General features: G+C 71.7%; 19 protein-coding genes. 10 read left to right on the top strand and 9 right to left on the bottom strand.

What is annotated here, in order from left to right; translation table 11 throughout:
* Nucleotides 1-108 precede the first annotated feature (108 nt).
* The 7 genes from AC3IX6_RS02975 (at nucleotide 109) to AC3IX6_RS02945 (ending at nucleotide 9,232) form a co-directional block, all read left to right on the top strand.
* Complete coding sequence (locus AC3IX6_RS02975) at nucleotides 109-1,434, top strand: hypothetical protein (protein WP_489368619.1); 1,326 nt, start codon at nucleotides 109-111, stop codon at nucleotides 1,432-1,434.
* The gene (locus AC3IX6_RS02970; RefSeq protein WP_489368618.1) at nucleotides 1,431-2,678 is read left to right on the top strand and encodes an MFS transporter; all 1,248 of its coding nucleotides are present in this window, start codon (nucleotides 1,431-1,433) and stop codon (nucleotides 2,676-2,678) included. The genes AC3IX6_RS02975 and AC3IX6_RS02970 overlap by 4 nt, the downstream gene beginning before the upstream one ends.
* A 44-nt stretch (nucleotides 2,679-2,722) precedes the next feature.
* The gene (locus AC3IX6_RS02965) at nucleotides 2,723-3,985 is read left to right on the top strand and encodes an ATP-grasp domain-containing protein (RefSeq protein ID WP_489368617.1); all 1,263 of its coding nucleotides are present in this window, start codon (nucleotides 2,723-2,725) and stop codon (nucleotides 3,983-3,985) included.
* Nucleotides 3,986-4,178: 193 nt separating this feature from the next.
* Entirely contained in the window at nucleotides 4,179-5,996 is a 1,818-nt protein-coding gene (locus AC3IX6_RS02960) for a glycoside hydrolase family 35 protein (protein ID WP_489368616.1), read from the top strand.
* 168 nt (nucleotides 5,997-6,164) lie between these two features.
* Entirely contained in the window at nucleotides 6,165-7,358 is a 1,194-nt protein-coding gene (locus AC3IX6_RS02955) for a serine hydrolase domain-containing protein (protein WP_489368615.1), read from the top strand.
* A gap of 126 nt (nucleotides 7,359-7,484) precedes the next feature.
* Nucleotides 7,485-8,171, top strand: a complete 687-nt coding sequence (locus AC3IX6_RS02950) for a hypothetical protein (protein ID WP_489368614.1) — start codon at nucleotides 7,485-7,487, stop codon at nucleotides 8,169-8,171.
* On the top strand, nucleotides 8,102-9,232 hold the full coding sequence (locus AC3IX6_RS02945; RefSeq protein ID WP_489371719.1) for an MFS transporter: 1,131 nt from the start codon (nucleotides 8,102-8,104) through the stop codon (nucleotides 9,230-9,232). Before AC3IX6_RS02950 ends, AC3IX6_RS02945 begins: the two co-directional genes overlap by 70 nt.
* A gap of 60 nt (nucleotides 9,233-9,292) precedes the next feature.
* Here AC3IX6_RS02945 and xdhC read toward each other — a convergent pair whose 3' ends face one another.
* The 3 genes from xdhC to AC3IX6_RS02930 are packed head-to-tail and all read right to left on the bottom strand — an operon-like array spanning nucleotide 9,293 to nucleotide 14,119.
* On the bottom strand, nucleotides 9,293-10,186 hold the full coding sequence (xdhC, locus tag AC3IX6_RS02940) for a xanthine dehydrogenase accessory protein XdhC (protein WP_489371718.1): 894 nt from the start codon (nucleotides 10,184-10,186) through the stop codon (nucleotides 9,293-9,295).
* 1 nt (nucleotide 10,187) lies between these two features.
* Nucleotides 10,188-12,635: a xanthine dehydrogenase molybdopterin binding subunit gene (xdhB, locus tag AC3IX6_RS02935; protein WP_489368612.1), complete on the bottom strand. Its 2,448-nt coding sequence runs from the start codon at nucleotides 12,633-12,635 to the stop codon at nucleotides 10,188-10,190.
* Nucleotides 12,632-14,119 carry a xanthine dehydrogenase small subunit gene (locus AC3IX6_RS02930; protein ID WP_489368611.1) on the bottom strand — a complete coding sequence of 496 codons (1,488 nt, stop codon included), beginning with the start codon at nucleotides 14,117-14,119 and terminating at the stop codon, nucleotides 12,632-12,634. The genes xdhB and AC3IX6_RS02930 overlap by 4 nt, the downstream gene beginning before the upstream one ends.
* Before the next feature lie 676 nt (nucleotides 14,120-14,795).
* Between AC3IX6_RS02930 and AC3IX6_RS02925 the strand changes: the two genes are divergently transcribed.
* From AC3IX6_RS02925 to AC3IX6_RS02915, 3 genes are all read left to right on the top strand, one after another.
* Entirely contained in the window at nucleotides 14,796-16,208 is a 1,413-nt protein-coding gene (locus AC3IX6_RS02925) for a family 2B encapsulin nanocompartment shell protein (protein ID WP_489368610.1), read from the top strand.
* Between the two features lie 258 nt (nucleotides 16,209-16,466).
* Nucleotides 16,467-17,837, top strand: coding sequence for a family 2 encapsulin nanocompartment cargo protein terpene cyclase (locus tag AC3IX6_RS02920; RefSeq protein ID WP_489368608.1), 1,371 nt, complete (start codon nucleotides 16,467-16,469; stop codon nucleotides 17,835-17,837).
* Between the two features lie 14 nt (nucleotides 17,838-17,851).
* Nucleotides 17,852-18,757: a geranyl diphosphate 2-C-methyltransferase gene (locus AC3IX6_RS02915; protein WP_489368607.1), complete on the top strand. Its 906-nt coding sequence runs from the start codon at nucleotides 17,852-17,854 to the stop codon at nucleotides 18,755-18,757.
* 65 nt (nucleotides 18,758-18,822) lie between these two features.
* Here AC3IX6_RS02915 and AC3IX6_RS02910 read toward each other — a convergent pair whose 3' ends face one another.
* From AC3IX6_RS02910 to AC3IX6_RS02885, 6 genes are read right to left on the bottom strand one after another with little or no spacing between them, the layout of a single operon-like run.
* Complete coding sequence (locus tag AC3IX6_RS02910; RefSeq protein ID WP_489371717.1) at nucleotides 18,823-19,554, bottom strand: DsbA family oxidoreductase; 732 nt, start codon at nucleotides 19,552-19,554, stop codon at nucleotides 18,823-18,825.
* Between the two features lie 2 nt (nucleotides 19,555-19,556).
* A complete protein-coding gene (locus tag AC3IX6_RS02905) occupies nucleotides 19,557-20,870 on the bottom strand; it encodes a methyltransferase domain-containing protein (RefSeq protein WP_489368606.1) in 1,314 nt (437 codons plus the stop codon).
* Nucleotides 20,867-21,706, bottom strand: a complete 840-nt coding sequence (locus AC3IX6_RS02900) for an iron-containing redox enzyme family protein (RefSeq protein WP_489368605.1) — start codon at nucleotides 21,704-21,706, stop codon at nucleotides 20,867-20,869. The genes AC3IX6_RS02905 and AC3IX6_RS02900 overlap by 4 nt, the downstream gene beginning before the upstream one ends.
* Nucleotides 21,700-22,479, bottom strand: coding sequence for a dihydrodipicolinate synthase family protein (locus tag AC3IX6_RS02895; protein WP_489368604.1), 780 nt, complete (start codon nucleotides 22,477-22,479; stop codon nucleotides 21,700-21,702). Before AC3IX6_RS02895 ends, AC3IX6_RS02900 begins: the two co-directional genes overlap by 7 nt.
* Nucleotides 22,480-22,489: 10 nt before the next feature.
* A complete protein-coding gene (locus AC3IX6_RS02890; protein WP_489368602.1) occupies nucleotides 22,490-23,002 on the bottom strand; it encodes a DUF6190 family protein in 513 nt (170 codons plus the stop codon).
* Nucleotides 22,992-24,176 (bottom strand): aminotransferase class I/II-fold pyridoxal phosphate-dependent enzyme, encoded by a 1,185-nt coding sequence (locus AC3IX6_RS02885; protein ID WP_489368601.1) that lies wholly within the window; start codon nucleotides 24,174-24,176, stop codon nucleotides 22,992-22,994. The genes AC3IX6_RS02890 and AC3IX6_RS02885 overlap by 11 nt, the downstream gene beginning before the upstream one ends.
* Nucleotides 24,177-24,516: the final 340 nt, after the last annotated feature.

Below are 24,516 nucleotides of genomic sequence, written 5' to 3'. Positions count from 1 at the left end.
TGTTGCCGAGTGGCAGCAACGGATGTGCCTCACATTGACACGGTGTTGCCATCTCTGCATCAATGGCCGTGCAGCGCATGAGGCATGAGGCATGAGGAAGGAAGCGCCATGGAGAACGCAAGCCCCCCGAGGATCCTGATCGTGGGCCTCGACCGCTATGGCATGCGGGCCTGCGTCCGCCTCGGCCTCGCCACCACCGTCCTCTGCGGGGCCTCCTCCTGGGACGAGGGGCACATCGCGATACCGGACGAGGTGACCGTGCTGCGCGTGGACGACCACACCAACCCGGAAGCCGTCCTCATGGCGCTCGACCGGGCCGGTCTGACCGGCCGGGCCTTCGACGCCGTGTACACCACCGACGAGGACTCCCTCGTCATGGTCGGCCTGCTCGCCCGCCACCTCGGCCTGCCCTTCACCCCGCCCGAGGTCGCCGTACGCTTCCGCGACAAGTCCGTGCAGAAGCGCGAGATCCGGGCCGCCGGCATCGCCACCGCGGGAGCCGAGGTCATCGACGACGTGCACGACGTCGCCGCGATCGACCGGCTCCCCTTCGAGCGGGCCGTGCTGAAGCCCGTGGCGGGCGCGGCCACCGAGCGGACCACCGTCGTCACCTCCGCGGCCGAGCTCCGCCTGCGCAGCAACGAGTACCGCAGGCAGGCCACCCCGCAGCGCACCTTCGTCCTGGAGCAGTTCGTCCGGGGCGAGGAATGGATCGCCGACGGCGTCCTGTACGAGGGCGAACTGCTCTTCTACGCACTCGGGCGGTACGGCGACCCCTGCCTCACGGCCGTGGACACCGGCCGGCCCCTGCACTTCCACCACTTCGACCCGGCCTCCGACGGCTGGGCCCACGACCGGGCACTTCCCGTGATCAAGGCGTCCCTGGAGGCCCTGGGCCTGCGGGACGGGATGTTCCACCTGGAGCTCTTCCACGACCCCGGAACCGGCACCCTCACCTTCGGCGAATGCGCCGCGCGCCGTGGCGGCGCCCTGGTGCAGGAGGTGGTGCAGGCCAAGTTCAACGTCGACCTGGCGCAGTGCGCCATCCAGGTCGCCCTCGGCCGGCGTCCCGAACTCGACGTCAAGATCCGCCCCGCGGTCGTCGGCGGCGCCTACCTCACCGCGGACGCCGGCCTGCTGCTCGACTGCCCCTCGGCCGCGGAGGTCTCCGCCCTGCCCGGCGTGGAGTTCGTCCGGATCGAACGGCCCGTGGGGGAGCACGCCCCCGAAGTCGCCGGGACCGGCCAGCGGATCGGCCAGTTCATGGTGATGGCGGACTCCGCCGAGGAGCTCCAGGACCGGTTCGTCGAGGTGTGGGACTGGTTCCGTACCCGGCTCGTGGTCGTCCCCGACGGCCTCAAGCCCCGCGAGCTCCGCGAGCTGCAGCACGTCCTGCGCCCCGGCGCCCGGTTCGGGGACGCACTGTGGCAGTGACGTCCACGCCCGCGGCCGGGCCCGTGCCCCCGCCCCCGCGCGCCGGCCTGCGCAGGCTCCTGCCGGCCACGCGGGCGCAGCGGATCCTGACCGTCGCCACCTTCGCGAACAGCTTCGGCGGCGGGATGTTCACCACCGCGAGCGTGCTGTACTTCACCCGCGTCGTCGGACTCCCGGCCGGACAGGTCGCGATGGGCCTGTTCGGCGGGGCCATGACGGGGCTGATCGCCGGAGTCCTCGTCGGACGGCTGGCCGACCAGTGGGGACCCAAACGCGTCCACATCTCGGTCATGCTCGGCGGCGGGGTGGCGATCTCCTGCTTCACCCTCATCGGATCCTTCTGGTCCTTCTTCGCGGTCTCCCTGGTCGCGGGAGCGGTCATCCCCGCGGACGAGGCCAGCAAGGCGCCGCTCATCCGCGGGGTCGCCGACGGCAACCCGACCCTGTTCATCGGCTATTTGCGGTCGGTGACCAACCTCGCCCTCGCCTTCGGCGCCGTCGCGGCCGGCTTCGCCATCCAGATCGACAGCCGGCCCGCGTACCTGGCCCTCGTGGTGTGCCGCGCCCTCGCCTACGTCGGCTGCGGCCTCATCCTGCTGCGGCTGCGCCTGCCCGAAACCGCCCCGGACCCCGCCGGGGAGACGGAACGGGGCTGGGCCGCACTGCGGGACCGCACGTACCTGAGCGCCACGCTGGTCAACGCGGTGCTGTCCCTGAACTACGCCGCCTCCGGCTTCCTGCTCCCGCTGTGGATCGTCGGCCACACCAGCGCGCCCCGGTGGATGGTCTCGGCCGTGCTGGTGCTCAACATGGCCTTCGTGGTGCTGCTCCAAGTCCCCGTGAGCCGGGGCGTGCACGACGCCAGGACGGCCGGCCGGCGCATGGCCTGGGCCGGCGCCGCCTTCGCCGCCGGCCTGATGCTGATGGCCTGCGCGGCGGGAACCTCCCCCTGGACGGCCTCGGCCCTGCTGCTCGTCGGCATGGGCGTCTTCGCCTTCGGCGAGCTCTGGTACGCGGCCGCCTCCTACGAGTACTGCTTCGGCCTGGCGCCGGCCCGGCTGCAGGGCCAGTACGCCGGTGTGTTCGGACTGGGCAGCGGGGCCGTCGAAGCCGTCGCCCCCGCGGTGATGAGCCTGCTGCCGCTCGGGATGGGGCTGCCCGGCTGGCTGGCCCTCAGCGCAGTGCTGTTGTTCGCGGGCCTCGGCAGCGGGCCCCTCGTGACCTGGGCAGGTGGACGACGATGAGTACGCCGCACACGCGGAACGTGAATACGCCGCACACGCGGAACGTGACCCCGACCGTGGCGATCGTGGACGGTTACTCGACCGGGAACTTCCTCCTGCCGGCCTTCGCCCGGCTCGGAGTCGAGGCCGTCCACGTCCAGAGCACCCCCGAACTCATCACCCCCCTCGCCCCGCCCCTGCTCGCCGCCTACCGGGAGAACCTCGTCTGCGCGGATCCCGGGACCACGGCCCGCGAGCTGGCCCGCCACCGGCCGCTGGCCGTGCTCGCCGGCGCCGAGTTCGGGGTCCGGCTCGCCGACGACCTGAGCGAGCGGCTCGGCCTGATGACGAACGGCACCCGCCTGTCGGCCGCGCGACGGGACAAGTTCCTCATGATCGAGGCCCTGCGGGAGGCGGGCATCCGGTGCGCGCGCCAGTACCGGTCCGCCGACCCCGAAGAGCTGCGCGCCTGGGCGGAGCGGGAGGGCGTCCATCCCGTCGTGGTGAAACCGATCAGCTCCTCGGGGGCGGACAACGTCCACATCTGCCGGGACGGCGAGGCGATCGTCCGGGCCGCACGCGCGGTCATGTCGGCCAGGGACCTGTTCCAGCAGCCCAACACCGAGGCCCTCGCGCAGTCGTACCTCGACGGCACCGAGTACGTGGTGGACATGGCCTGCTCCCAGGGGGAGCGGTACGTGTGCGGGGTCTGGGAGTACCGCAAGCGGGACATCGGCTCCGGCCGCCGCATCTACGACCGGGACGTCCTGCTCGACCCGGGCCGGGATCCCGTCCCCGAGCTGGTCGCCTACGTGGACACCGTCCTGGAGGCCTTGGACATCCGGCACGGAGCCGTCCACGCCGAGGTCATCATGACCGCCTCCGGCCCGGTCCTCGTGGAGGTCGCCGCCCGCCTCAACGGGGGTCTGAACGCCGGGTTCCAGGAACTCTGCCTCGGCATCGACCAGGCCGCCGCGACGGCACTGGCCTACGCACGGCCCGGGGAGTTCCGCCAGCGCTACGGCGGCCGGACGTACACCAAGCTCATCGAGGCGTTCGTCCACGACACCACGACCGCGCTGGACGGGATCGTCGAAGGCGTGGACGAGGCCGTGGTGGAGCAGATCACCGCGCTGGCGACCGTGCGCGATCTCACCGTGAAGTACCGTCCCGGCCGCCGGGTCCGCCCGACGGTCGACCTGCCCAGCAGCCCCCTCACCGTCTACATGGCCGACGCGGACCCGGCGGCCCTCGAAGCCGACTACAAGGCGATCGGCGAACTCAAGGAACGCGTGTACCGGCTGACCGGGCCCGCCCCGGGCGAATGAATACCCTCTGGCCGTCGATCGCCGCTGCTCGGGGGCGGCGGGTAGCCCTGAACGCCTTGACCCCCCGGGCTGCTTCGGCCTAGCGTGATCCGAGGCCCGTAGAAAGCGCTTTCCATGCGGGGGTTTCCTCCTGCCGGAGCCCTGTCGGCCGACGAGTCGAGCACCACCCGGAGCACCGAAGGAGAGCGCACACGTGAAGCCACCCCACCCGCCCGTCACGACGCCGAACACGACGCCGAACACGACGCTGACCACGGACGGGACCGGCTTCCTGCGGAACGGCCGCCCGCACCGGATCGTCTCCGCGGCCATCCACTACTTCCGGGTGCACCCCGGCCTCTGGGCCGACCGCCTGCTGCGCCTGCGCGCGATGGGCGTGAACACCGTCGAGACCTACGTGGCCTGGAACGTCCACGAACCCAGACCCGGCACGTTCACCTTCGACGGGCCGGGCGACGTGGCGGCCTTCATCCGGACCGCCGGCGCCCTGGGACTCGACGTCATCGTCCGGCCCGGCCCCTACATCTGCGCCGAATGGGACTTCGGCGGACTGCCCGGCTGGCTGCTGGCCGACCGCACGATCCGGATCCGCCGCCGCGACCCCGCCTACCTGGCGGCGGTCGACGCGTGGTTCGACACCCTGGCCCCCGTACTGCTCCCCCTGCTCGGCAGCCGGGGCGGGCCGGTCGTGGCGGTGGGCGTGGAGAACGAGTACGGCAGTTTCGGCAACGACACCGGCTACCTGGAACACCTCCGCGACGGCCTGGTCCGACGGGGCCTGGACTGCCTGCTGTTCACCACGGACGGGGCCGACCACGGGTTCCAGCTCGGCGGCCGCATCCCCGGCGTCCTGACCACCGGAACCTTCGGCTCGCGCCCCGAGAGCTCGCTCGCGATCCTGCGCACGTACCAGCCGGAGGGCCCGCTGGTCTGCGTGGAGTACTGGCACGGCTGGTTCGACCACTGGGGCGAGCCGCACCACACGCGCGACGCCGAGGACGCCGCCGCCACCCTGGACAGCCTGCTCGCCGCGGGCGCCTCGGTGAACATCTACATGGGGCACGGAGGCACCAACTTCGGCTGGTGGAACGGCGCCAACCACGACGGCACCACCTACCAGCCCGACGTGACGAGCTACGACTACGACGCCCCCGTCGGCGAAGCCGGCGAACTCACCCGGAAGTTCCACCTCTTCCGCGAGGTCATCGGCCGCCACACCGCTCCCGTCACCCACGAACCCCCCGCCCTGCCCCCGCGCGTGGCTCCCCGGGTGCTCTCCGTGGACGAACACGTCTCGCTGGCCGACTCCCTGGACGCGCTCTCCAAGCCCGTGCACCACGTCGACCCCCTGACCATGGAGGAAGCCGGCCAGTCCCTGGGCCTGATCCACTACCGCACCCGCCTGCGGGGACCCCTGCCCGAGGCGGCGCTGCGCATCGACGGACTGGCCGACCGCGCCCAGGTCTTCCTGGACGGACGGGAGATCGGGCTGCTGGAACGCGACGAGCCGCTCGCGGCACTGACCGTCGCCGTGCCCGACGGGGGAGCGGAACTCGACGTCCTCGTGGAGAACCAGGGGCGCATCAACTACGGTCCCCTGCTGGCCGATCGCAAGGGCATCCGCGACGGGGTCAGGCTGGACAACCAGTACCAGTTCGGCTGGGAGACCAGGCCGCTGCCCCTCGATGACCTGTCGGGACTCGAGTTCGGCTCCGGTGCGCTCCCGGACGGCCCGTCCTTCCACCGGGTCACCGTCGAACTGGACGCCGCCGCCGACGCGTTCATCGCCCTGCCCGGCTGGACCAAGGGCATGGTCTGGCTGAACGGCTTCGCCCTGGGCAGGTTCTGGGAGCGCGGCCCGCAGAAGACGCTGTACGCACCGGGTCCCCTGTGGCACGCCGGCGGGAACACCCTGGTGATCCTCGAACTGCACCGGCCCGGGACCACCGTCGAACTCCGCGACGCCCCGGACCTGGGCACGGAGGCGCCCGCGCCCATTCCCGTCTGGTAGCCGCCACCGGCCGCGGACGTCACCCCGGACGTCACCCCGGACGTCGCCGCGGCCCCGGCAGGGCCGGATGGGCCACGGTGCGCCGGCGTGCGGCCGCGTCGGCGCCGGAGCCGGTGCGGGCCCTGCCATCGTGGGCCACCGCGTCCGTCTTCCCCGGGAGGTACCTCCGTGTCCCGACGCCCGCACGGCCACTCCGGTCGGATCCGTCCGTCACTGCGCCTGGCCGCCGCCACCGCCGCGTGCGGCGCCCTGCTCGCCGTCTCCGTGCAGCCCGCCCAGGCCGGTGCGGACCGGAATCCGCCCCCCGGGGCCGCCCTCCACCAGGAGCTGAGGGAGCTGGTGGAACGGCCCGACGGGCCCCCCGGGGTCATCGCCGTTCTGCGCGACGGCGAGCACACGGAGGTCTACCGGGCGGGCGTGGCCGACGTGGAGAGCGGCCGGCCGCCGCGGGCGACGGACCACATGCGGATCGCCAGCGTCGCGAAGGCCTTCAGCGGAGCGGTGGCCCTCGGGCTCGTCGACCGCGGCCGGCTGCACCTCGACGACACGATCGGCGAGGTGCTGCCCGGGCAGCCGGCCGCGTGGCACGCGGTGACGCTCCGTCAACTTCTGAATCACACCAGCGGCTTGCCCGACTACTCGAACTCCCAGGGGTTCATCGACATCATCTCCCAGGACCCCCGTCACCGCTTCGACTCCCGCCGCCTGCTGGAGTTCGTCGCCGACGAGGACCTCGCCTTCCCCCCGGGCAGCCGCTACGCGTACTCCAACTCCGACAACATCGCCGTCGCCCTCATGGCCGAGGCCGCCACCGGACGCCGGTACGAGACGCTGCTGCGCGAGTTCGTCTACGAGCCCCTGGGCCTGCGGGCCACGAGCCTGCCCCAGGGATACCGGCTGCCCACCCCCTTCCTCCACGGCTACCAGATCGATCCGCAGGAGGGGCCCATCGACGTCAGCGAGGCCGTCGGCGCCTCGGGGGCCTGGGCGTCCGGAGGCATCGTCTCGACGCCGAAGGACCTGAGCGCCTTCATCCGGGGCTACGCGGGCGGCGCCCTCGTCTCGGAGCGCACCCGGCGCCAGCAGTTCAGGTTCATTCCCGGCGCCGTGTCCCAGCCCCCCGGCCCCGGCCGCTCCGAGGCGGGCCTGGGGATCTTCCGCTACACCACGCGCTGCGGAACGGTGTACGGCCACACCGGCAACACGGCCGGTTACACCCAGCTCGCGGCGGCCACGGCGGACGGCCGGCGCTCGCTGACCTTCTCGATCACCGCGCAGACCTCCCTGAGCGTCAACCCGGACCTGCTCGGACAGGTCCGGGAGGTCCAGGAGGACTTCGTCTGCGCCCTGCTGCGCAAGTGACCCCGCGCCCGCACCGGTGACCCGGCGCCCGCACCCTTCCCGCGGGTGCGGGCTTCACCCCCATGGGGGAAGCTGGGAAGACCCCGGTGATGCCGACGGTGCGCAGAGTGGCAAGGAAGGTCTTCCGTGAACGTTTCCGCAGGTGGCCGCCCCGCGCGCGGATCCCGGCGCCCGGCCCGGACGGCGACCTTGCTGTGCGCGGTGGCGGCGCTGACGGCCGCCGTGCTCCCGGCCTCCGCGGCCCCCTCCGCACCCACCGGCGGCGCCGCGTCCGCGTTCTCGGCCCGGACCCCGGATCCACAGGACCCGGTGGTGCTCGTCGACTGCTTCTCGAAGGCGCAGATGCGTCCCGCGGAGTACATCCTCGCCTGTGGCGACGGGAACAACCGGCTCGTCGGCCTCCGGTGGGAGAGCTGGGGGCCGGGCACCGCCACGGCCACCGGCACCGACATGGTGAACGACTGCCGCCCGTACTGCGCGGCCGGCCGCTTCCGCGCCTACCCGGTCACGGTGACGCTGAGCCATCCGCAGGCCTGGCCGGAGCATCCGGATCTGCGGCGCTTCACCACGATCCGGCTCCTCTACACCGACACCGCACCGGACCCGGTCCCCAAGGACGTGACCTACAAACTGGTGTACCGACGCGAGCCCCGGGCTCCCCACGGGATACGGTCGGCGGCATGGACCATGATCGACAAGGGTGGCGCCGGTGCCTGCTGGCCGGGGCGGTGTTCGTCGTCTGCATGGCCGGCACCACGCTGCCGACCCCCCTCTACGGGCTCTACCAGGAGAAGTTCGGCTTCTCCGCGCTGATGGTGACCGTGGTGTACGCCGTGTACGCCTTCGGGGTGATCGGCGTGCTGCTGCTCGCGGGCAATGCCTCCGACTCCGTGGGCCGGCGGCCGGTGCTGCTGGCGGGTCTGGGCTTCGCCGCGGCGAGCGCCGTCTGCTTCCTGTGCGCCGACGCGATGCCCTGGCTGTACGCGGGACGGCTGCTGTCCGGCCTGTCCGCCGGCCTGTTCACCGGGGCCGCCACCGCGTACGTGATGGAGCTGGCACCGCCCGGCGGCGCCTCGCGGGCCACGTTCGTCGCGACGGCCGCCAACATGGGCGGCCTGGGCTGCGGCCCGCTGCTCGCCGGAATCCTCGCGCAGTACGCCTCCTGGCCGCTGTACCTGCCCTTCGTGGTGCACCTCGCCCTCGTGGCGGGAGCGGCCGTCGTCCTGCTGCTGCTCCCCGAGACGGTGCGCGAGCGGCGCCCGCTGAGCACCGTACGACCGCAGAAACCCGCTCTGCCCCCGCAGGTGCGGGCGGTGTTCGGACCGGCCGCGACCGCCGCGTTCGTGGGCTTCGCCCTGTTCGGGGTGTTCACCTCCGTCAGCCCGGCGTTCCTCGCGGAGTCCCTGGACGTGCACGACCGGGCCGTGAGCGGGCTGGTGGTCGCCCTGGCCTTCTTCGCCTCCACCGCAGGCCAGCTGGCCGTCGGCCGCGTCGGGGTGGAGCGTTCGCTGCCGCTGGGGTGCGCCGTGCTCCTCGCCGGGCTGGCGTTCCTCGCGGGCGCGCTGTGGTGGGACCTGCTGGCGCTGGTGGTGCTGAGCGCCCTCGTCAGCGGGGTCGGGCAGGGGCTCGCCTTCCGCGGGGCACTGTCCGCCGTGGCCGGGGCCTCTCCCGCGGACCAGCGGGCAGCCGTGATCTCCACGCTGTTCCTGGTGGCGTACACGGGCATCTCGCTGCCCGTGATCGGGGTGGGCGTACTGGAGGGCCCCCTCGGGCTGGAGGGCGCGGGACTGGTGTTCATCGCCTGCATGGCGGTGCTCGTCCTGGGCGCGGCCGGCTACCTGCTCAGGCGCCCGGCGCGGACCGCCGCGCACTGAACGACGCGCGGGACCGCCCGGCCCGGCCCGGTCACCGGCGGCGCGTGCGCCCGCGAGGACTCACGCGCCGCCGGTGACCGTCGGGTACGCCACGTCGGCGATGGTGTTCGGGACCGCCGAGACGGCCGGGACCTCCGGGACCGCCCACTGGCGGTCCTGTTCGAAGGTGCGGAGCAGGTCCGCCGCGACGCTCACCGCGATCGTGGCGGGCTCCTTGCCCGTGATCCCGGTCAATCCGATCGGGGTCGTGATCCGGTCGATGGTGCCGGCGTCGTGACCGCCTTCGGTGGCCAGCCGCTGCCGGAACCGCGCCCACTTCGCGGACGAGCCGATCAGGCCGATCGAGCCGAGACCGTCGGTGCGCAGGGCGGCGTCGCACAGCGCGGCGTCCTCGGCGTGATCGTGCGTCATGATCAGGACGTGGGTGCCGGGCGGCAGCTCCCCGAGCACCGTCTCCGGCAGCAGCGGGGTGTGGTGGACGTGGACCTGCGCCACCGCGTCGCCGAGCACACCGAGCCGGTCGTCGGTCAGCATGTCGGGGCGGCTGTCGACGAGGTGCAGGTCGAGGTCCTGGCGGGCCAGGATGCGCGCCAGTTCCAGCCCGACGTGCCCGACGCCGAAGACGGCCACGGCCTGGACCACCGGCAGCGGTTCGAGCAGCACGGTGACGGCCCCGCCGCAGCACTGCACGCCGTGCCGGCTGGTGACCTTGTCGTTCAGGGCGAACTCCATCAGCTCCGTCTCCGGATCGGCCGCGCCGCACAGCTCGCGCGCCCGGTCGATGGTGACGGCCTCGATGTTGCCCCCGCCGATCGACCCCCAGGTCTCGGTCCGTCCCACGACGAGCTTGGCACCGGCCCGGCGGGGCGCGTGGCCGCGCACGGTCGCGACGGTCACGAGCACGCCGGGTTCCCGGCGTGCCCGCAACCGCGCGACCGCGGCGACCCAGCTCATGTCAGACATTGCTCAAGGCGCTTGCATCGGCTTCGGCACCCGCACCCGCACCTGCACCGGCACCGGCACCCGCACCGGCGAGGACCCCGCTGCCCTCGGGCGCGTGCCCGTCACCGGGCGCACCGCCCGCGCGGGCTCCTTCGATCGCCCAGTACACCGCCTCCGGCGTGGCCGGCGAGGCCAGCTCCACGCTGATTCCGGCGGGCCCGAACTCCGCGGCCGCCTGGCGCAAGGCCTCCCGCACCGAGAAGGCCAGCATCAGCGGGGGCTCACCGACCGCCTTGGACCCGTAGACGGCGCCCTCCTCGGTGGCGTTCTCCATCAGCCGGACGTTGAACTCCTCGGGCATCTCGGAGAAGCTCGGCAGCTTGTAGGTGCTCGCGGCCTGGGTCAGCAGGCGGCCCCGGTTCGGGCCGTCGCCGGAGTCCCAGCGCATGTCCTCCAGCGTCAGCCAGCCCGCGCCCTGGACGAAGCCGCCCTCGACCTGACCGATGTCGATCATCGGGGAGAGGCTGTCGCCGACATCGTGGACGATGTCCACCCGCCGGATCCGGTACGCGCCGGTGAAGCCGTCCACTTCCACCTCGGTCGCGGCTGCCCCGTAGGAGAAGTACTTGAACGGCGAGCCGTGGAACGCCTTCGCGTCCCAGTGCAGGCCCTCGGTCCGGTAGAAACCGGCCGCCGAGAGCTGGACCCGCTGGAAGTACGCGGTGCGCACCAGGTCGTCCCAGGCCAGCTCCTTGTCGACGCCCAGGGCGCGCGCGACGCCCTCGACGATGCGCACGTCCGAGGCGTTCGTACCCAGCTGCGTGCCGGCCACCTGGAGCAGTCGCTCGCGGATCTGCTCGCAGGCGTTCTTCACCGCCGCGCCGTTGAGGTCCGCCCCCGCACTGGCGGCGGTCGCCGAGGTGTTGGGCACCTTGTCGGTGCGCGTCGGGGCCAGCCGCACCTTGTGCAGCGGGATGCCGAGCGTGGTCGCGGCCACCTGCAGCATCTTGGTGTGCAGGCCCTGGCCCATCTCGGTGCCGCCGTGGTTGATCAGGACGGAGCCGTCCTTGTAGACCAGCACCAGCGCACCGGCCTGGTTGAAGGCGGTGAGGTTGAAGGAGATGCCGAACTTGATCCCGGTCATCGCGAGCGCCCGCTTGGTGTGCGGGTGCGCGGCGTTGAAGGCCGCGATCTCGCGTCCCCGCTCGGCCAGGGCGGCGTCCTCGCGGACCTGCTGCCAGATGGCGGAGATCCGCTCGGGGCGGGGGACCGGCTGACCGTACGGCGTCGACTGGCCCTGCCGGTAGAAGTTGCGCTCGCGCAACTCCATCGGATCCAGGCCGAGCAGCGGCGCGCACCGGCCCATGATGTCCTCGATCACCAGCATGCCCTGGGGGCCGCCGAAGCCGCGGAAGGCCGTGTTGGAGACCTTGTTGGTCTTGGCGATGCGGCCGGCGATGCGCGCGTTGGGGATCCAGTACGTGTTGTCGATGTGGCACAGCGCGCGGGCCACCACGGGCTCGGACAGGTCCAGGCTCCAGCCGCCGTCGGCGGTCAGGGTGGCGTCCAGGGCCTGGATGCGGCCCTCGGCGTCGAAGCCGATCTTCCACGTGGCGTGGAACCCGTGGCGCTTGCCGGACATGGTCAGGTCCTGGGTCCGGTTGAGCCGTACCCGGACCGGCCGGCCGGTGAGCTTGGCGCCGAGCGCGGCGACGGCCGCGAACCCGTGCGGCTGCATCTCCTTGCCGCCGAAGCCACCGCCCATCCGCAGGCACTGCACGGTCACCTCGTGGCTGTGCAGGCCGAGTACGTGGGCGACGATCTCCTGCGTCTCCGAGGGGTGCTGGGTGCTGCTCTGGACGAACATCTGCCCGTTCTCGTCCAGGAGGGCGAGCGCCGCGTGCGTTTCGAGATAGAAGTGCTCCTGGTCGGAGAACTGGAACTCCCCGCCGAACACGTGCGCGGAGTCCTCGAAACCGGCGTCGACGTCACCGGTCACCATCAGGGGCCGGGCGCCGTGGAAGCTCTCCTTCTCGATTGCCTCCCGCAAGGTGATCACGGAGGGCTGTTCGTCGAGTTCCACCTCGACGGCCGCCGCACCGAGCCGGGCCGCCTCCACCGTCTCGCCCAGCACCCAGGCCACCGCGTGGCCGTGGAACATGACCGTGTCGGGGAACAGCGGTTCGTCGTGCTTCATCCCGGCGTCGTTGACGCCGGGCACGTCGGCCCCGGTCAGTACGCGGACCACACCGGGCACGGCGAGCGCCGGCTCGGTGCGCAGCGCCGTGATCCTGCCGTGGGCCTTCATGACCTGGACCGGGTAGGCGTGCAGGACGTCCTTGGTGCGGTGGACCAGGTCGTCGGTGTAGAGGGCCGCGCCGGTGACGTGCAGGTTCGCACTCTCGTGCGGCATCGACAGACCGACGACGGGCTTTTCGGGACGCTCGGACAACTGGCTCATGACGACACCGCCTCGGTGGTTTGCGCGTACAGCTTGTTCAGGCTCTGGCCGAGCATCGCGGAGCGGTAGAGGGCGCTGGCGCGGTGGTCGTCCATCGGGGTGCCCTCGGCCCGCAGGACCCGGGCCGCGGCCGCGACGGTCTCCGCCGTCCAGGCCTTGCCCTCCAGGGCCGCCTCGGTGGAGAGGGCGCGGATCGGGGTGGCGGCCACGCCGCCCAGGCCGATGCGCGCCTTGCGGACGATCCCGTCCTCGATGTCGAGCGCGAAGGCGACCGCCACGCTGGAGATGTCGTCGAAGCGCCGCTTGGCGATCTTGTGGAAGGCCGTGACGGGCGACAGCGGCAGTGGGACGCGCACCGCGCGGATCAGCTCGCCGGGACGGCGCACGCTCTGCCGGTAGCCGGTGAAGTAGTCGGCCAGCGGGACCTCGCGCTCACCGTCGGCGCCGGCCAGCAGCAGCGAGGCCTCCAGCGCGAGCAGCACCGGCGGGCTGTCACCGATGGGGGAGCCGGTCCCCAGGTTGCCGCCGAGGGTCGCACTGTTGCGGATCAGCCGGGACGCGAACTGCGGGAACAGCTCCGCCAGGAGCGGGACGCTGCCGTCGAGGCGGCGTTCGATCTCGGTCAGCGTCTGCGCCGCTCCGATCTCGATGTGATCGGACTCCACGCGCAGCTCCCGCAGTTCGGGCAGCCGGTCGACCGCGACCACACAAGTGGCGCGGCGGGAGCGGATGTTCACCTCCACGCCCCAGTCGGTGCTGCCGGCGACCACCACCGCCCCGGGCCGCTCGCCCAGCAGCCGCACCGTCTCCGCGAGGGTGCCGGGCCGCAGGAACTCGCTGTCGTCCCGGGCGTATTCGGTGGCGGCGGCCTCGGGCGGGGCCTGCTCGCGACGCTGCGCCAGGACGTCGTCCTCGGCGGGCGAACCGACGGCGAACGCGGCGTCGCGGATCGGGCGGTAGCCGGTGCAACGGCACAGGTTTCCGCTCAGTGCGTGCAGATCGAAGCCGTTCGGGCCGTGCTCGGAGTCGGCGCCGTCGGCCGGGTCGGTGGCCGGGTCCGCAGCCGGGTCCGCGTGTGCGCAGCGGTCGGGCCGGTAGTACTCGGAGGCCATGCTGCAGATGAACCCCGGTGTGCAGTAACCGCATTGGGAGCCGCCGCGGACGGCCATCTCCTCCTGCACGGGGTGCAGCGCGGTGGGTGCGCCGGATTCGTCGACGGTGGCGAGGCCTTCGGAGGTGATGACCTCCTGGCCGTCGAGCGCCAGGGCCGGAACCAGGCAGGCGTTGACGGCCACCCAGTCGGTGGGCTTGTTCACACCCGGCCGGGCCACGAGTACCGAACAGGCGCCGCACTCGCCCTCGGCGCAGCCCTCCTTGGTGCCGGTGAGGCCGCGGTCGCGCAGGAAGTCCAGCACCGAGGTGTGGGCTGCGGCCGGAGCGATCGGTGTTTCTTTCCCGTTGACCGTGATCCGCGCCGCTACCACGGTACGTCTCCGTTTCGGGGCGCGGTCGATCGGACTGTCCTAGTCGCCATGGCAGGAGCTTTCTCGTTCAGTGGCCGCAGCTCGATGTCCCGCGAGCGCGGCGAACCGGCACGCAAGGAGGTGCCGAAAATGGTGACAGAGTGATGGAAAAGTTCCGGGGCCGCGATCGGGCACGCCGGAAGGGGGGCTGTTCAGCAGCCGTGTGCTACGCGACCCGGAGCCCAGGCGGTCTGGTGTGCGAGGCGAAGCGGTACGGAGATGGTCGACATCCGGCTTCGCCTCCTTCCAGTGGCTCTCGAGTTGGTGCGGTCGAAGTTACGTGCCGAGATTTGATCGGTCAAGCACATCTCGGTCGAATCCACGAAAGCCGACGGCCGCGCGGGGTGCGCATTCGTACGCGACACCAGTCGCCGGCCCGCCGGGCAGGTCGCCGGGCAGGGCTCCGGGCCGGGCTCCGGTGGCACGGTGACGCGATCACGTCAGGGCCGGAGCTGCCCCGGCCGGAAATCGTCGGTGCGCCGAACAAACCCCGTGCGGGACAGGATCACCAGAACGAAGCAACGGCACCGCTTTTTCACGGTGGGCCGGGGATCTCCGCCGTTACGGTTCCCCGGGATCTGGACGGACGCCCAGACGTTCGCCTTCCTTTCCCCGCTGATGAAGGAGAGCTCGACCGATGACTGTTGACACCAGCCCGGAAGCCCAGCTGGATCCGCCCAAGCAGTCCAGCCTGGGCACGTCGGCCGCCCGCAACCTTGCCACCACGACCAAGTCCGCCCCGCAGATGCAGGAGATCACCTCCCGCTGGCTGCTGAGGATGCTGCCCTGGGTGGAGACCAAGGGCGGTGCCTACCGGGTGAACCGCCGGCTGAGCTACACCGTCGGCGACGGGAGCATCGAGTTCGTCCAGGACGGTGCCCGCGTCCAGGTGATCCCGCGCGAACTCGGCGAACTGGCCCTGCTGCGCGGCTTCGACGACGAGGAAGTACTGGCGGCGATCGCCGGCCGCTGCGTCCAGCGCGACTTCCGTGCCGGTGAGGTGCTGGTCGAGCGGGGCGCCCCTGCCGAGCAGATCCACCTGATCGCCCACGGCCGGATCAGCCAGACCTCCGCGGGCAAGTACGGCGACGAGATCTCCGTCGCGGTGCTCGCCGACGGCGACCGGTTCGGCGAGAACGCCCTGCTGGACTCCGACGCCCGCTGGGACTACACCGCCACCGCCGAGACCCCCGGCACCCTCCTCACGCTCTCCCGCGCCGACTTCGCCGGCATCGTGTCCAACGCGCCGCACCTCCAGGAGCACATCCAGCGGTTCAGCTCGCTGCCCCTGCAGCGGCAGAACAAGCACGGCGAGGCCGAGATCGCGATGTCGGCCGGCCACACCGGCGAGGCCGAACTGCCCGGCACCTTCGTGGACTACGAATCGAAGCCGCGTGAGTACGAACTCTCCATCGCCCAGACCGTCCTGCGGGTCCACACGAGGGTCGCCGACCTCTACAACGGCCCGATGAACCAGACCGAGGAACAACTCCGGCTCACCATCGAGGCGTTGCGCGAGCGCCAGGAACACGAGCTGGTGAACAACCGGGAGTTCGGGCTGCTCCACAACGCCGCCTTCAAGCAGCGGATCCAGACCCACTCCGGCCCGCCCACCCCGGACGACATGGACGAGCTGCTCTGCCGCCGCCGCGGCACCAAGCTCTTCCTCGCCCACCCCCGCACGATCGCGGCGATCGGCCGCGAGATGAACGCCCGCGGGCTCTACCCGGACCACGTGGACGTGGGCGGACAGCAGGTCCCGGCCTGGCGCGGGGTCCCGATCCTGCCGTGCAACAAGATCCCCATCACCAAGGAGAACACCAGCTCGATCCTCGCCATGCGCACCGGCGAGGACAACCAGGGCGTCATCGGCCTGCGCCAGACCGGCCTGCCGGAGGAGTACGAGCCGGGCCTGTCGGTCCGCTTCATGGGCATCGACGAGAAGTCGATCATCTCCTACCTGGTCACCACCTACTACTCCGCCGCGATCCTGGTGCCCGACGCCCTCGGCGTCCTGGAGAACGTCCAGATCGCCCGCCGCAGCGACTGACCGGCCGGAAGCCCCGTACGACAGCCCGGACCCTCTGGGGGGTGTCTTGCCGATCAGGCCGGGCTCGCGGGGTCTGGTGCCGCACCTCGCGGCGTTGTCGTCACTTGCCGACGCTCCGCGTCGACCCTCTCCTCCGCCTTGCGATGCACGGCACCAGACCCCGCTCCCTGATCCGGCCCGACCGACAAGACACCCCCCGGGCCGGCCGGGCGCGCCCGGGATCCGGGACGGAACACCCACCTCACCAAGGAGTCACGGATGCCCGAGCCCGGGCCTTCCCCTCTGCAGTCGAGCCTGCCCGGCGCCGCTGCCCAGTTCGGAGCCCACGTCCTCGGCAGCGCCCGGGCCCACGCGTCCGGCGGCCTGCCGGCCGGGCCCGCGGTACCCGGCCGCCCCGCAGTGCCGACCGGGCCCGCAGTGCCCGCCCCGGCCGGCCGGCCGGGCCCGTCCGTTCCGTCGGCATCGGCCGCCGCGCCCGCCCTACCCACCCCGCCTACCCCTTCCGCCCCGCCTTCCCCTCCCGCCCCGAGCGATGCCCTGCGACGGCTCCTGGGCGGACCCAGCGGCCTGGGCACGACGGGCCTGCACCCGGCCCGCCGGGAAGAGCCCGCCGTCCCCGAGGCAGCCCCGGAGCCCGGGGCTCCGGCCGCCGGAAACCCGATCCCGGGCCTCTACTACCACCCCGTGCCGGAGCCGGACCCGGTGCGGGTGGAGGAGGTCAGCCGGCGGATCAAGGCCTGGGCGGTGGAGGAGGTCGACCTGTTCCCCGACGCCTGGGAGAACCAGTTCGACGGCTTCCACGTCGGGCGCTACATGGTGGCCTGCCACCCGGACGCTCCCACCATCGAGCACCTGATGGTCGCCACCCGGCTGATGGTCGCCGAGAACGCGGTCGACGACTGCTACTGCGAGGACCACGGCGGCTCGCCCATCGGCCTCGGCGGACGCCTCCTGCTGGCGCACACCGCCATCGACCCCCTCCACACGACGAAGGAGTACGAGCCCGCGTGGGCGGAGTCGCTCCGGTCGGACGCGCCCCGGCGCGCCTACGGCTCCGCCATGGAGTACTTCCTCCGGCAGGCCAGCCCCTCGCAGGCGGACCGCTACCGGCACGACATGGCCCGGCTGCACCTGGGGTACCTCGCCGAGGCGGCCTGGAGCCAGACGGAGTACGTCCCCGAGGTGTGGGAGTACCTGGCCATGCGGCAGTTCAACAATTTCCGCCCCTGCCCCACCATCACCGACACCGTCGGCGGGTACGAGCTCCCGGCCGATCTGCACGCCCAGGCAGCCATGCAACGGGTCATCGCGCTCGCCGGAAACGCCACCACGATCGTCAACGACCTCTACTCCTACACCAAGGAACTCGCCGCCCCCGGACGGCACATGAACCTTCCCGTGGTGATCGCCGACCGGGAGGGGACCTCCGACAAGGAGGGCTACCTGAAGGCGGTCGAGGTCCACAACGACCTCATGCACGCCTTCGAAGCGGAGGCCGCCGCCCTGGCCGCGGCCTGCCCCGTCCCGAGCGTCCTGCGCTTCCTGCGGGGAGTCGCCGTCTGGGTCGACGGCAACCACTACTGGCACCAGACCAATACCTATCGCTACAGCCTGCCCGACTTCTGGTAAGGACGGATCTATTAGTGACCAGCACTGATCTCACCACCGGCACCACCGTTTCCAACGGCACCACCACGGCCCCCGTGATCATTCCCGGGCCGGCGACCCCTTACCAGGGGGACATCGCCCGCTACTGGAACAACGAGGCCAGGCCGGTGAACCTGCGCCTCGGCGACGTGGACGGCCTGTACCACCACCACTACGGCATCGGCGACGTCGACCACGCCGCCCTCGGCGACACCGACGACGGCGCCTACGAGAAGAAGCTGGTCGCCGAGCTCCACCGGCTGGAGTCGGCGCAGGCCGAACTCCTCCTGGACCACCTCGGCTCCGTCGGCCGCGAGGACACGCTCGTGGACGCCGGATGCGGTCGCGGCGGCTCGATGGTCATGGCTCACCAGCGCTTCGGATGCAAGGTCGAGGGCGTCACCCTGTCCGCCAAGCAGGCCGACTTCGCCAACCAGCGCGCCCGTGAGCTCGGCATCGAGGACAGTGTCCGGGCCCGCGTCTGCAACATGCTCGGCACGCCCTTCGAGACCGGTCAGGCCACGGCGTCCTGGAACAACGAGTCGAGCATGTACGTCGACCTGGACGACCTCTTCGCCGAGCACTCCCGCGTCCTGAAGGTCGGCGGCCGGTACGTGACCATCACCGGCTGCTGGAACCCGCGCTACGGCCAGCCCTCGAAGTGGGTCTCGCAGATCAACGCGCACTTCGAGTGCAACATCCACTCCCGCCGGGAGTACTTGCGGTCCATGGCGGACAACCGCCTCGTGCCGCAGGCCGTCATCGACCTGACCCCCGCGACCCTGCCCTACTGGGAACTGCGGGCCACGTCCTCGCTGGTCACCGGCATCGAAGAGGCGTTCATCGAGTCCTACAAGGACGGCTCCTTCCAGTACCTCCTGATCGCGGCCGACCGTGTCTGACGGGGTATAGCCACCCCGCCCGGGTCCGGGCCCGCCCCCCGGCGGGCCCGGACCCGGGCGAAGCCTCAGAGCAGCCGGGCGGCGCGCGCGAGGAGCTCCTCGTAGACCTCCGGGCGGTCCCGGTCGATCACGGGGAAGCCCTCCCCGAAGTCGCCGTTCACCCAGTGCGCCTCGATGCCGGGGTTGGCCATGTCGGTGCCGTCGTGGAGGAACACGTGCGGGCTGCAGTTGACCCGGCCCTCGCGCGCCGACTCGTACTGGGCCGTCACGGCGGCCCGCGCCGAGCCCGTGTCCAGGGCCTTCGCGAGCGCGTCCACCTCGACGGCGCCCGTCGCGGCGGCCACGTCCAGGATGACGTGGCGCATCGAGATGCAGCGGCCCTCCGCCCAGAAGGCCCTGCGCAGCGCGCGATCGAGCCGCTCACTGGCCTCCAGGGACTGGGACTTGGCCGCGTGCACCGCTTCGAGCGCGGGCAGGGTGGTGACCGGGTAGGTCCAGTCGGGCCCCTGCCACAGCCGCCACCCGGCCTCCGGTTCGAGCGCGCCGAGGACCGAGATCTCGGAGTCGACACCGGGCCGGGCGTTGACCTCCCGGTTGAACAGCTCCAGGGGGAAGGCCCGGAAGTCGAACCAGATCCGGCCCTCCAGACCCAGCTCGCGCCGGGTCTCGTGCAGCCGGTGGACGGCCACATGGGCGAAGGAGCAGTTCAGATCGGTGTAGACGCTGATCGTGTCGGGCGTCGCGGGCAGCCGCGGGTCGGTGAGCCGGCTGCCCGTCGTGGTGGTCGGGGTCGTCATGGTCACGGTGTCCAGCCTTCCTGGTCGGGCCGGGTGCTGTGGGAGAACCGGGCCACGGTGACGTCCCCGGAGACGACCGAGCCCTCCCAGCCGTAGACCTGCCCGAAGGACCCGGATCCGGTGTCCGCCGGGTGCCGCCGGGAGAAGGTGAGCGCGATCCGGTCGCCCGGCCGCACCGGCACGGCGTCCCGGACCGGCAGGTAGGCGTGCTTCCAGCTGTCCGAGGTCGTCCGGGCCCGCGGATCGTCCGCGGAGACCTCGTCGCCGGAGATGTCCAGGGCCACGGTGTCCGAGAGGGTGGCCACGAAGTAGCCCTTGAAGCCGGTGAACAGCCCCGCCCGCTGGACGGTGTACACGAGCGGAACCTCGTACGAGGTCTCGTGCGCGCCGTGCGTCCCTTCGAAGGCGTACCGGCGCAGGAGCCGCGGCGCCGAGAGCTGGCCGCCGACCGGGATGATCGCGTCGTAGTAGAGGTCGAAGGCGTCCCGCGCCCCGCGCCCCTTCAGCAGCTCGGCGAACTCGGCCGGGTCCCCGGCGTCCTGCGGCGTTCCGTCGCGCACCGCGCCGTGCGCCGCCTCCGCGGTGACCGGTACGAGATAGCTCTCCACGGCCACCGGGAGCATCGTGCCGCCCGGCCGCAGGAAGCGGCCGCGGGCGTCGTCGAGGATCGCGACGCAGTTCTCGTTGTCGGCGAGGTTGCCCATGATCTCGGAGATGATCAGGTCCACCCGCTCGGGCAGCTCGATGTCGAAGGAGAACCCGCGCAGCGGATGGAAACGGTCCCCGAACCCGGCCTCGGTGAGCCGCCGCGTCGCGGTCCGGAGGATCTTCTCGTTGAGGTCGATGCCGTAGACCCGGGCCGCTCCCGCCTCCAGCGCCCACTGGGCCAGGATGCCGGTCCCGGTACCCAGGTCGAGGACGGTGGCGCCGGGCCGTACCGCCTCGGTGACGGCCGCCTTGTAGGCGGCCATCCGCAGCCGGTCGCCCAGCATGAGGTCGTGGAAGCCGTCGTCCCATTCGAGGAGCCGCTCGGAGGCAGGCAGCCAGACGTCCTGCGGCGCGTACGACTGCCCGAGCACGCCCGCGTGGTGGACCCTGAGCGGCTCCGCCGCCGGGCCGGCCACCGGGCAGCCGGTGGTGAGGTCGAAGCCGGTGCCGTGCAGCGGGCAGGTGATGCGCAGCGTGCGCGGATTGACCTGCCCGTGCACGAGCCGGCCGAGCCGGTGCGTACAGGCGGCGTCGATCACGAACTCCCGGCCCGCGACGCGGACCCGCACCCGGTCGCCCGGCAGCTCTTCCAGTACGGCGTCGCTCATGCCAGCTCCCGCGCCCGCTCGACGGCGGCGTCGAAGGCGCCCCCGATCAGCCCGGACAGCAACTGCGCCCCGACCCAGAGCTTCGTCGCGTCGAGTCCGCGCACCGCCTCGTACTCCTTGATCGCGGTCTGCATCTCCCGCATGTGGAAGGTGTCGATGTGCAGGTGCTCGGTGTAGTACCGGCCCTGCGCGATCCCGAGCCGGGCGCAGGCGCGGGCCTGCACGGTGAAGGCGTCGGGGATGCTCGCCTCCAGGTAGGCGAGTGCGCCGAGGAAGTACTCGACGTGCGCGGCGCGTTGGGTGAGCCAGTAGAAGACGTTGAGGAAGGCGTACGTCTCGTCGCCGGTGGTGTCGAGGAAGCTCTCCAGCTCCTGGGGGAGCCCCAGTTCGGCGAGCAGGTCGAGGTAGAGCTTGGAGTGGGTCTGCTGGAGGTTGCCGCAGCCGAACTCGTCGATGAGCACCCGCATCACGGCCATCTGCGCGCGGAGGGGGAGCCGGGGTACGGCCGGGAAGAAGTTCTGCGCCTCGGTCAGTCCGTCGAGGGCGAACTCCCGCACCACGTGGGCGAACTGCTCCAGGGTGGCCTTCTCGGCGAGATAGCTCGCGGCCGGGCTGCCCTCGCGTTCGAGGGCCAGCAGTCCGTCGAGGCGTTCCTTCCACTCCGCGCGGCCGGCGAGCGGCGGCGTGCGGTCGGCGAGGTCCTCGACGAGGGGCTCGATCCAGGCCGCCTCCAGGTCCTCGATCCGGGCGAGGACCGTGGAGTTCTGGAGGGTGCGGTTGTGGATGAACAGCCGCTTGTGCGGGCTGTCGGCGGGCTTCGGTGTCACGTTCAGCACGGGACCTCCCGGTCGGTCTCGATCACGGCGCGCCGCAGCAGTTCGGTCTTCAGCGAGCGGTACCAGTCGTCCCGGTCCAGGCCGTACCGTGCGTACGCGGCGTGCAGTTGCGCCGCGCGCTCCTCGCCGCGGTCGGTCAACAGGGCCCGGCAGAGCTCCGGTTCGACGTTGCCCAGTGCGACGACCCAGCCGTCGACGGGTCCGGAGTCCAGCAGGAGGTGTTCGAGCCCCTGGACCACGGGTACGCCGGGGCCGGCGGCGATCAGCGCGCGGGTGAACTCGGGATCCCCGGCGGAGTCCTTGACCCCGGCCACTCCCGGCAGCGCGCAGACGCGCAGCAGGGTGCCGATCTCGAGGCTGTTCCCGGAGACGGCCGACTCGTGGTAGACGATCACGGGCAGTCCGGCTCCGGCCACGGCCTCGAAGTGGCGGTACATCTCCTCCTGGGTCACGTCCGCGCCGTACGGGGTGGTGACCACGACCGCGGCGGCGCCGAGTCCGGCCGCGCCGCGGGCGAGGGCGAGGGCCGCGGCCGTGGTGGGCCGCAGGATGCCGGCGAGGACCGGCAAACCGTCGGCGTGCCGGACGGCGGCGGTCAGCGCGTCCCGCCACTGCCGGTCCGACAGGGAGCCCCCCTCGCCGGTGCTCAGCGCCGGCAACAGGGCGTCCGCGTAGGGCCGTACGGTCGCGATCAGGCGGGCCATGCTCTTCTCGTCGATCTCACCCGCCGCGTCGACCGGGGTGACGAGCGCGGTGGTCATTCCGGTGATCATCGGTCCTCCGTCACAGGGCTTCGGCCGGCACGCGCAGGGCGAGGGACTGCTGGTAGAGGCTTTCCAGCGGCTCGGGGAAGAGGGCTTCGGGCCCGTCGGCGCCGGCCACGGCGCGGAGCGCGAACCCGGTCGTGGCCGCGAGGCGCGGGCTGGCCGTGTGCAGCAGCCCCTCGCGGCCCCGGACCATGCCCAGGAGCAGCCGCTCGTGCACCGGAAGGGACCGGGGCAGCTCCGTGTCGGTGGCGCGCAGCACGTCGGCCTCCTCGTAGCCGAGCCGCCGGATGTCCATGACGGTGTGCAGGTTGTCCATGAACGGGTAGTAGGCGTCCTGGAGTTCGCGGGAGAAGCCCCAGATGATGTCGTCGCAGCGGCCCACCTGCTCCAGGCTCATGACGATGCTGCCGTCGAGCCGGTCGACGAAGAAGGCCTTGCAGGCGCGGCGCACGTCCTCGTCCTCGCTGTTCATGCCGAGGAAGAGCGCGGCGTCGGCGTACTCGTCACGGACGTGGGGGTCAGACGGCATGGCGGTCGAGCACCTCGCGCATCCGGGCCATGGCGTCGGAGAACACCTGCGGGTCGCGCGCGAGGGCGAAGCGGACGAAGGCCTCGCCGCGGTCGGGCTGGCTCCAGTAGAAGAACCGGCCGGGCAGGACGTACACCTCGGCCTCGGCCAGGAGGCGCTGCAGTTCGGTCGCGGTCAGCTCGGGGTGGTTGATGCGCGCCCAGGCGACGCTCACTCCGGCGACGGGCTCCTGGTACTCCAGGATCGTGCCGTCGATCGTCTTGCGTATCGCCTCGCGGTTCTGCGTGAGGACCTCGCGGACGGAGGCGAGCTGGTCGCGGGTGGAGTCCCGGACGTACTGGGTCAGCATGTTGAGCACGAAGGGCGAGACGTTGAGCAGCACGCTGGTGTGCAGGTTGTAGACGTCCTCGCGGATGTCGTCGCTGGCCGTGATCATGGCCGCCTTGGCGTCCTGGACGGGCCAGGTCTTGCCCGTGTCCTCGATGGCCAGGTACGAGATGCCGGAGCTCTCGAGGAGCTCGTAGATGTCGAAGCGGGCGAGCTTCTCGTCGTACAGCGTGAACGAGGCGAAGCAGAAGTCGATGACCAGCAGCTTGTTGTGGTCCTTGCAGAAGCGGACCACCTCTTCGAAGCCCTTGCGGCCGTGCTGGAGCAGCGTGAAGCCGGTGGGGTTGTTCGGGTCGACGAGGAACAGGGCGTCGGTGCGGACCAGGCGCTTGAGCTCGGAGTAGATCCGGTCCGGGTCGTGGAGCGCCGACTCCTCGATCGGGTACATGGGTACGCCCATGTTGTTCAGGACGTCGTAGAGGTTGTCGAAACAGGGCTCGACCAGCGTGACCGACTTGCGCTGCTGCTTGAGGTACATGCCGGCGACCATCGTCGAGATCGAGGCGGCGTACGAGAGCAGGGTCTTGTTCTTGGCCAGGGCGGTGTCCTGGCGGTGCAGGGTGAAGAAGGCCTCGATGAAGCGCTCCTCGGCCGTCGCCTGCAGCCCGCGCTCCGCCTCGTACCAGAGCTCGGGCAGCCGGGCGACGATCTCGCGCTGGCTGTCCGACTGCTGCTGGTGGGTGTGGGCGTCGGCGAGGTTGAACCTGGTGCGCAGCGCCTGGATCTCGTGCTGGGTCAGGTCCAGGAGCTGATTGTCCGGGCTGGTCGGGCTGGTGTGCGTGGTCATGCTTCCTCCGGTCGAGGGCGGGCGTGCCAGGGGGAGTGGTGCGCGCGCGGGCGCGCTGTGCTCGCGGTGTGCGGGGGCAGCTGCCGATCGGGCTGACGGAACTCTTCCGTGGGCGGCCGGCTTCTGAAGGGAACGCGGTGCGGCGGCCGCTCTGCTGTGTCACGGTGGTCACCCATAAGCGGACTGCGGTCCGTTTCGGCAACGACCCTGACACATCGTGTTCACGGGGGCAAGCAAACGAACGGCGAAGAACGGCAGTTGGGGGTTAGGTGTGGTCGCTGTCCACCAGGCGCGCGTGATGTCCGAGATGGGTACACTCGCGACAGCCGACACACCTACG

Source organism: Streptomyces sp. GL_141 (genome assembly GCF_057834385.1).
Note: the sequence above shows the minus strand (reverse complement) of the source record. Positions and strands in the feature narration are given on the sequence as shown.

Bases quoted from the DNA above. Each gene is read 5' to 3' on its own strand.
- AC3IX6_RS02975 (WP_489368619.1), top strand. From the start codon at position 109: ATGGAGAACGCAAGCCCCCCGAGGATCCTGATCGTGGGCCTCGACCGC.
- AC3IX6_RS02945 (WP_489371719.1), top strand. From the start codon at position 8,102: ATGGCCGGCACCACGCTGCCGACCCCCCTCTACGGGCTCTACCAGGAG.
- xdhC (WP_489371718.1), bottom strand. From the start codon at position 10,186: ATGAGCTGGGTCGCCGCGGTCGCGCGGTTGCGGGCACGCCGGGAACCC.
- xdhB (WP_489368612.1), bottom strand. From the start codon at position 12,635: ATGAGCCAGTTGTCCGAGCGTCCCGAAAAGCCCGTCGTCGGTCTGTCG.
- AC3IX6_RS02925 (WP_489368610.1), top strand. From the start codon at position 14,796: ATGACTGTTGACACCAGCCCGGAAGCCCAGCTGGATCCGCCCAAGCAG.
- AC3IX6_RS02920 (WP_489368608.1), top strand. From the start codon at position 16,467: ATGCCCGAGCCCGGGCCTTCCCCTCTGCAGTCGAGCCTGCCCGGCGCC.
- AC3IX6_RS02910 (WP_489371717.1), bottom strand. From the start codon at position 19,554: ATGACGACCCCGACCACCACGACGGGCAGCCGGCTCACCGACCCGCGG.
- AC3IX6_RS02905 (WP_489368606.1), bottom strand. From the start codon at position 20,870: ATGAGCGACGCCGTACTGGAAGAGCTGCCGGGCGACCGGGTGCGGGTC.
- AC3IX6_RS02895 (WP_489368604.1), bottom strand. From the start codon at position 22,479: ATGATCACCGGAATGACCACCGCGCTCGTCACCCCGGTCGACGCGGCG.
- AC3IX6_RS02890 (WP_489368602.1), bottom strand. From the start codon at position 23,002: ATGCCGTCTGACCCCCACGTCCGTGACGAGTACGCCGACGCCGCGCTC.
- AC3IX6_RS02885 (WP_489368601.1), bottom strand. From the start codon at position 24,176: ATGACCACGCACACCAGCCCGACCAGCCCGGACAATCAGCTCCTGGAC.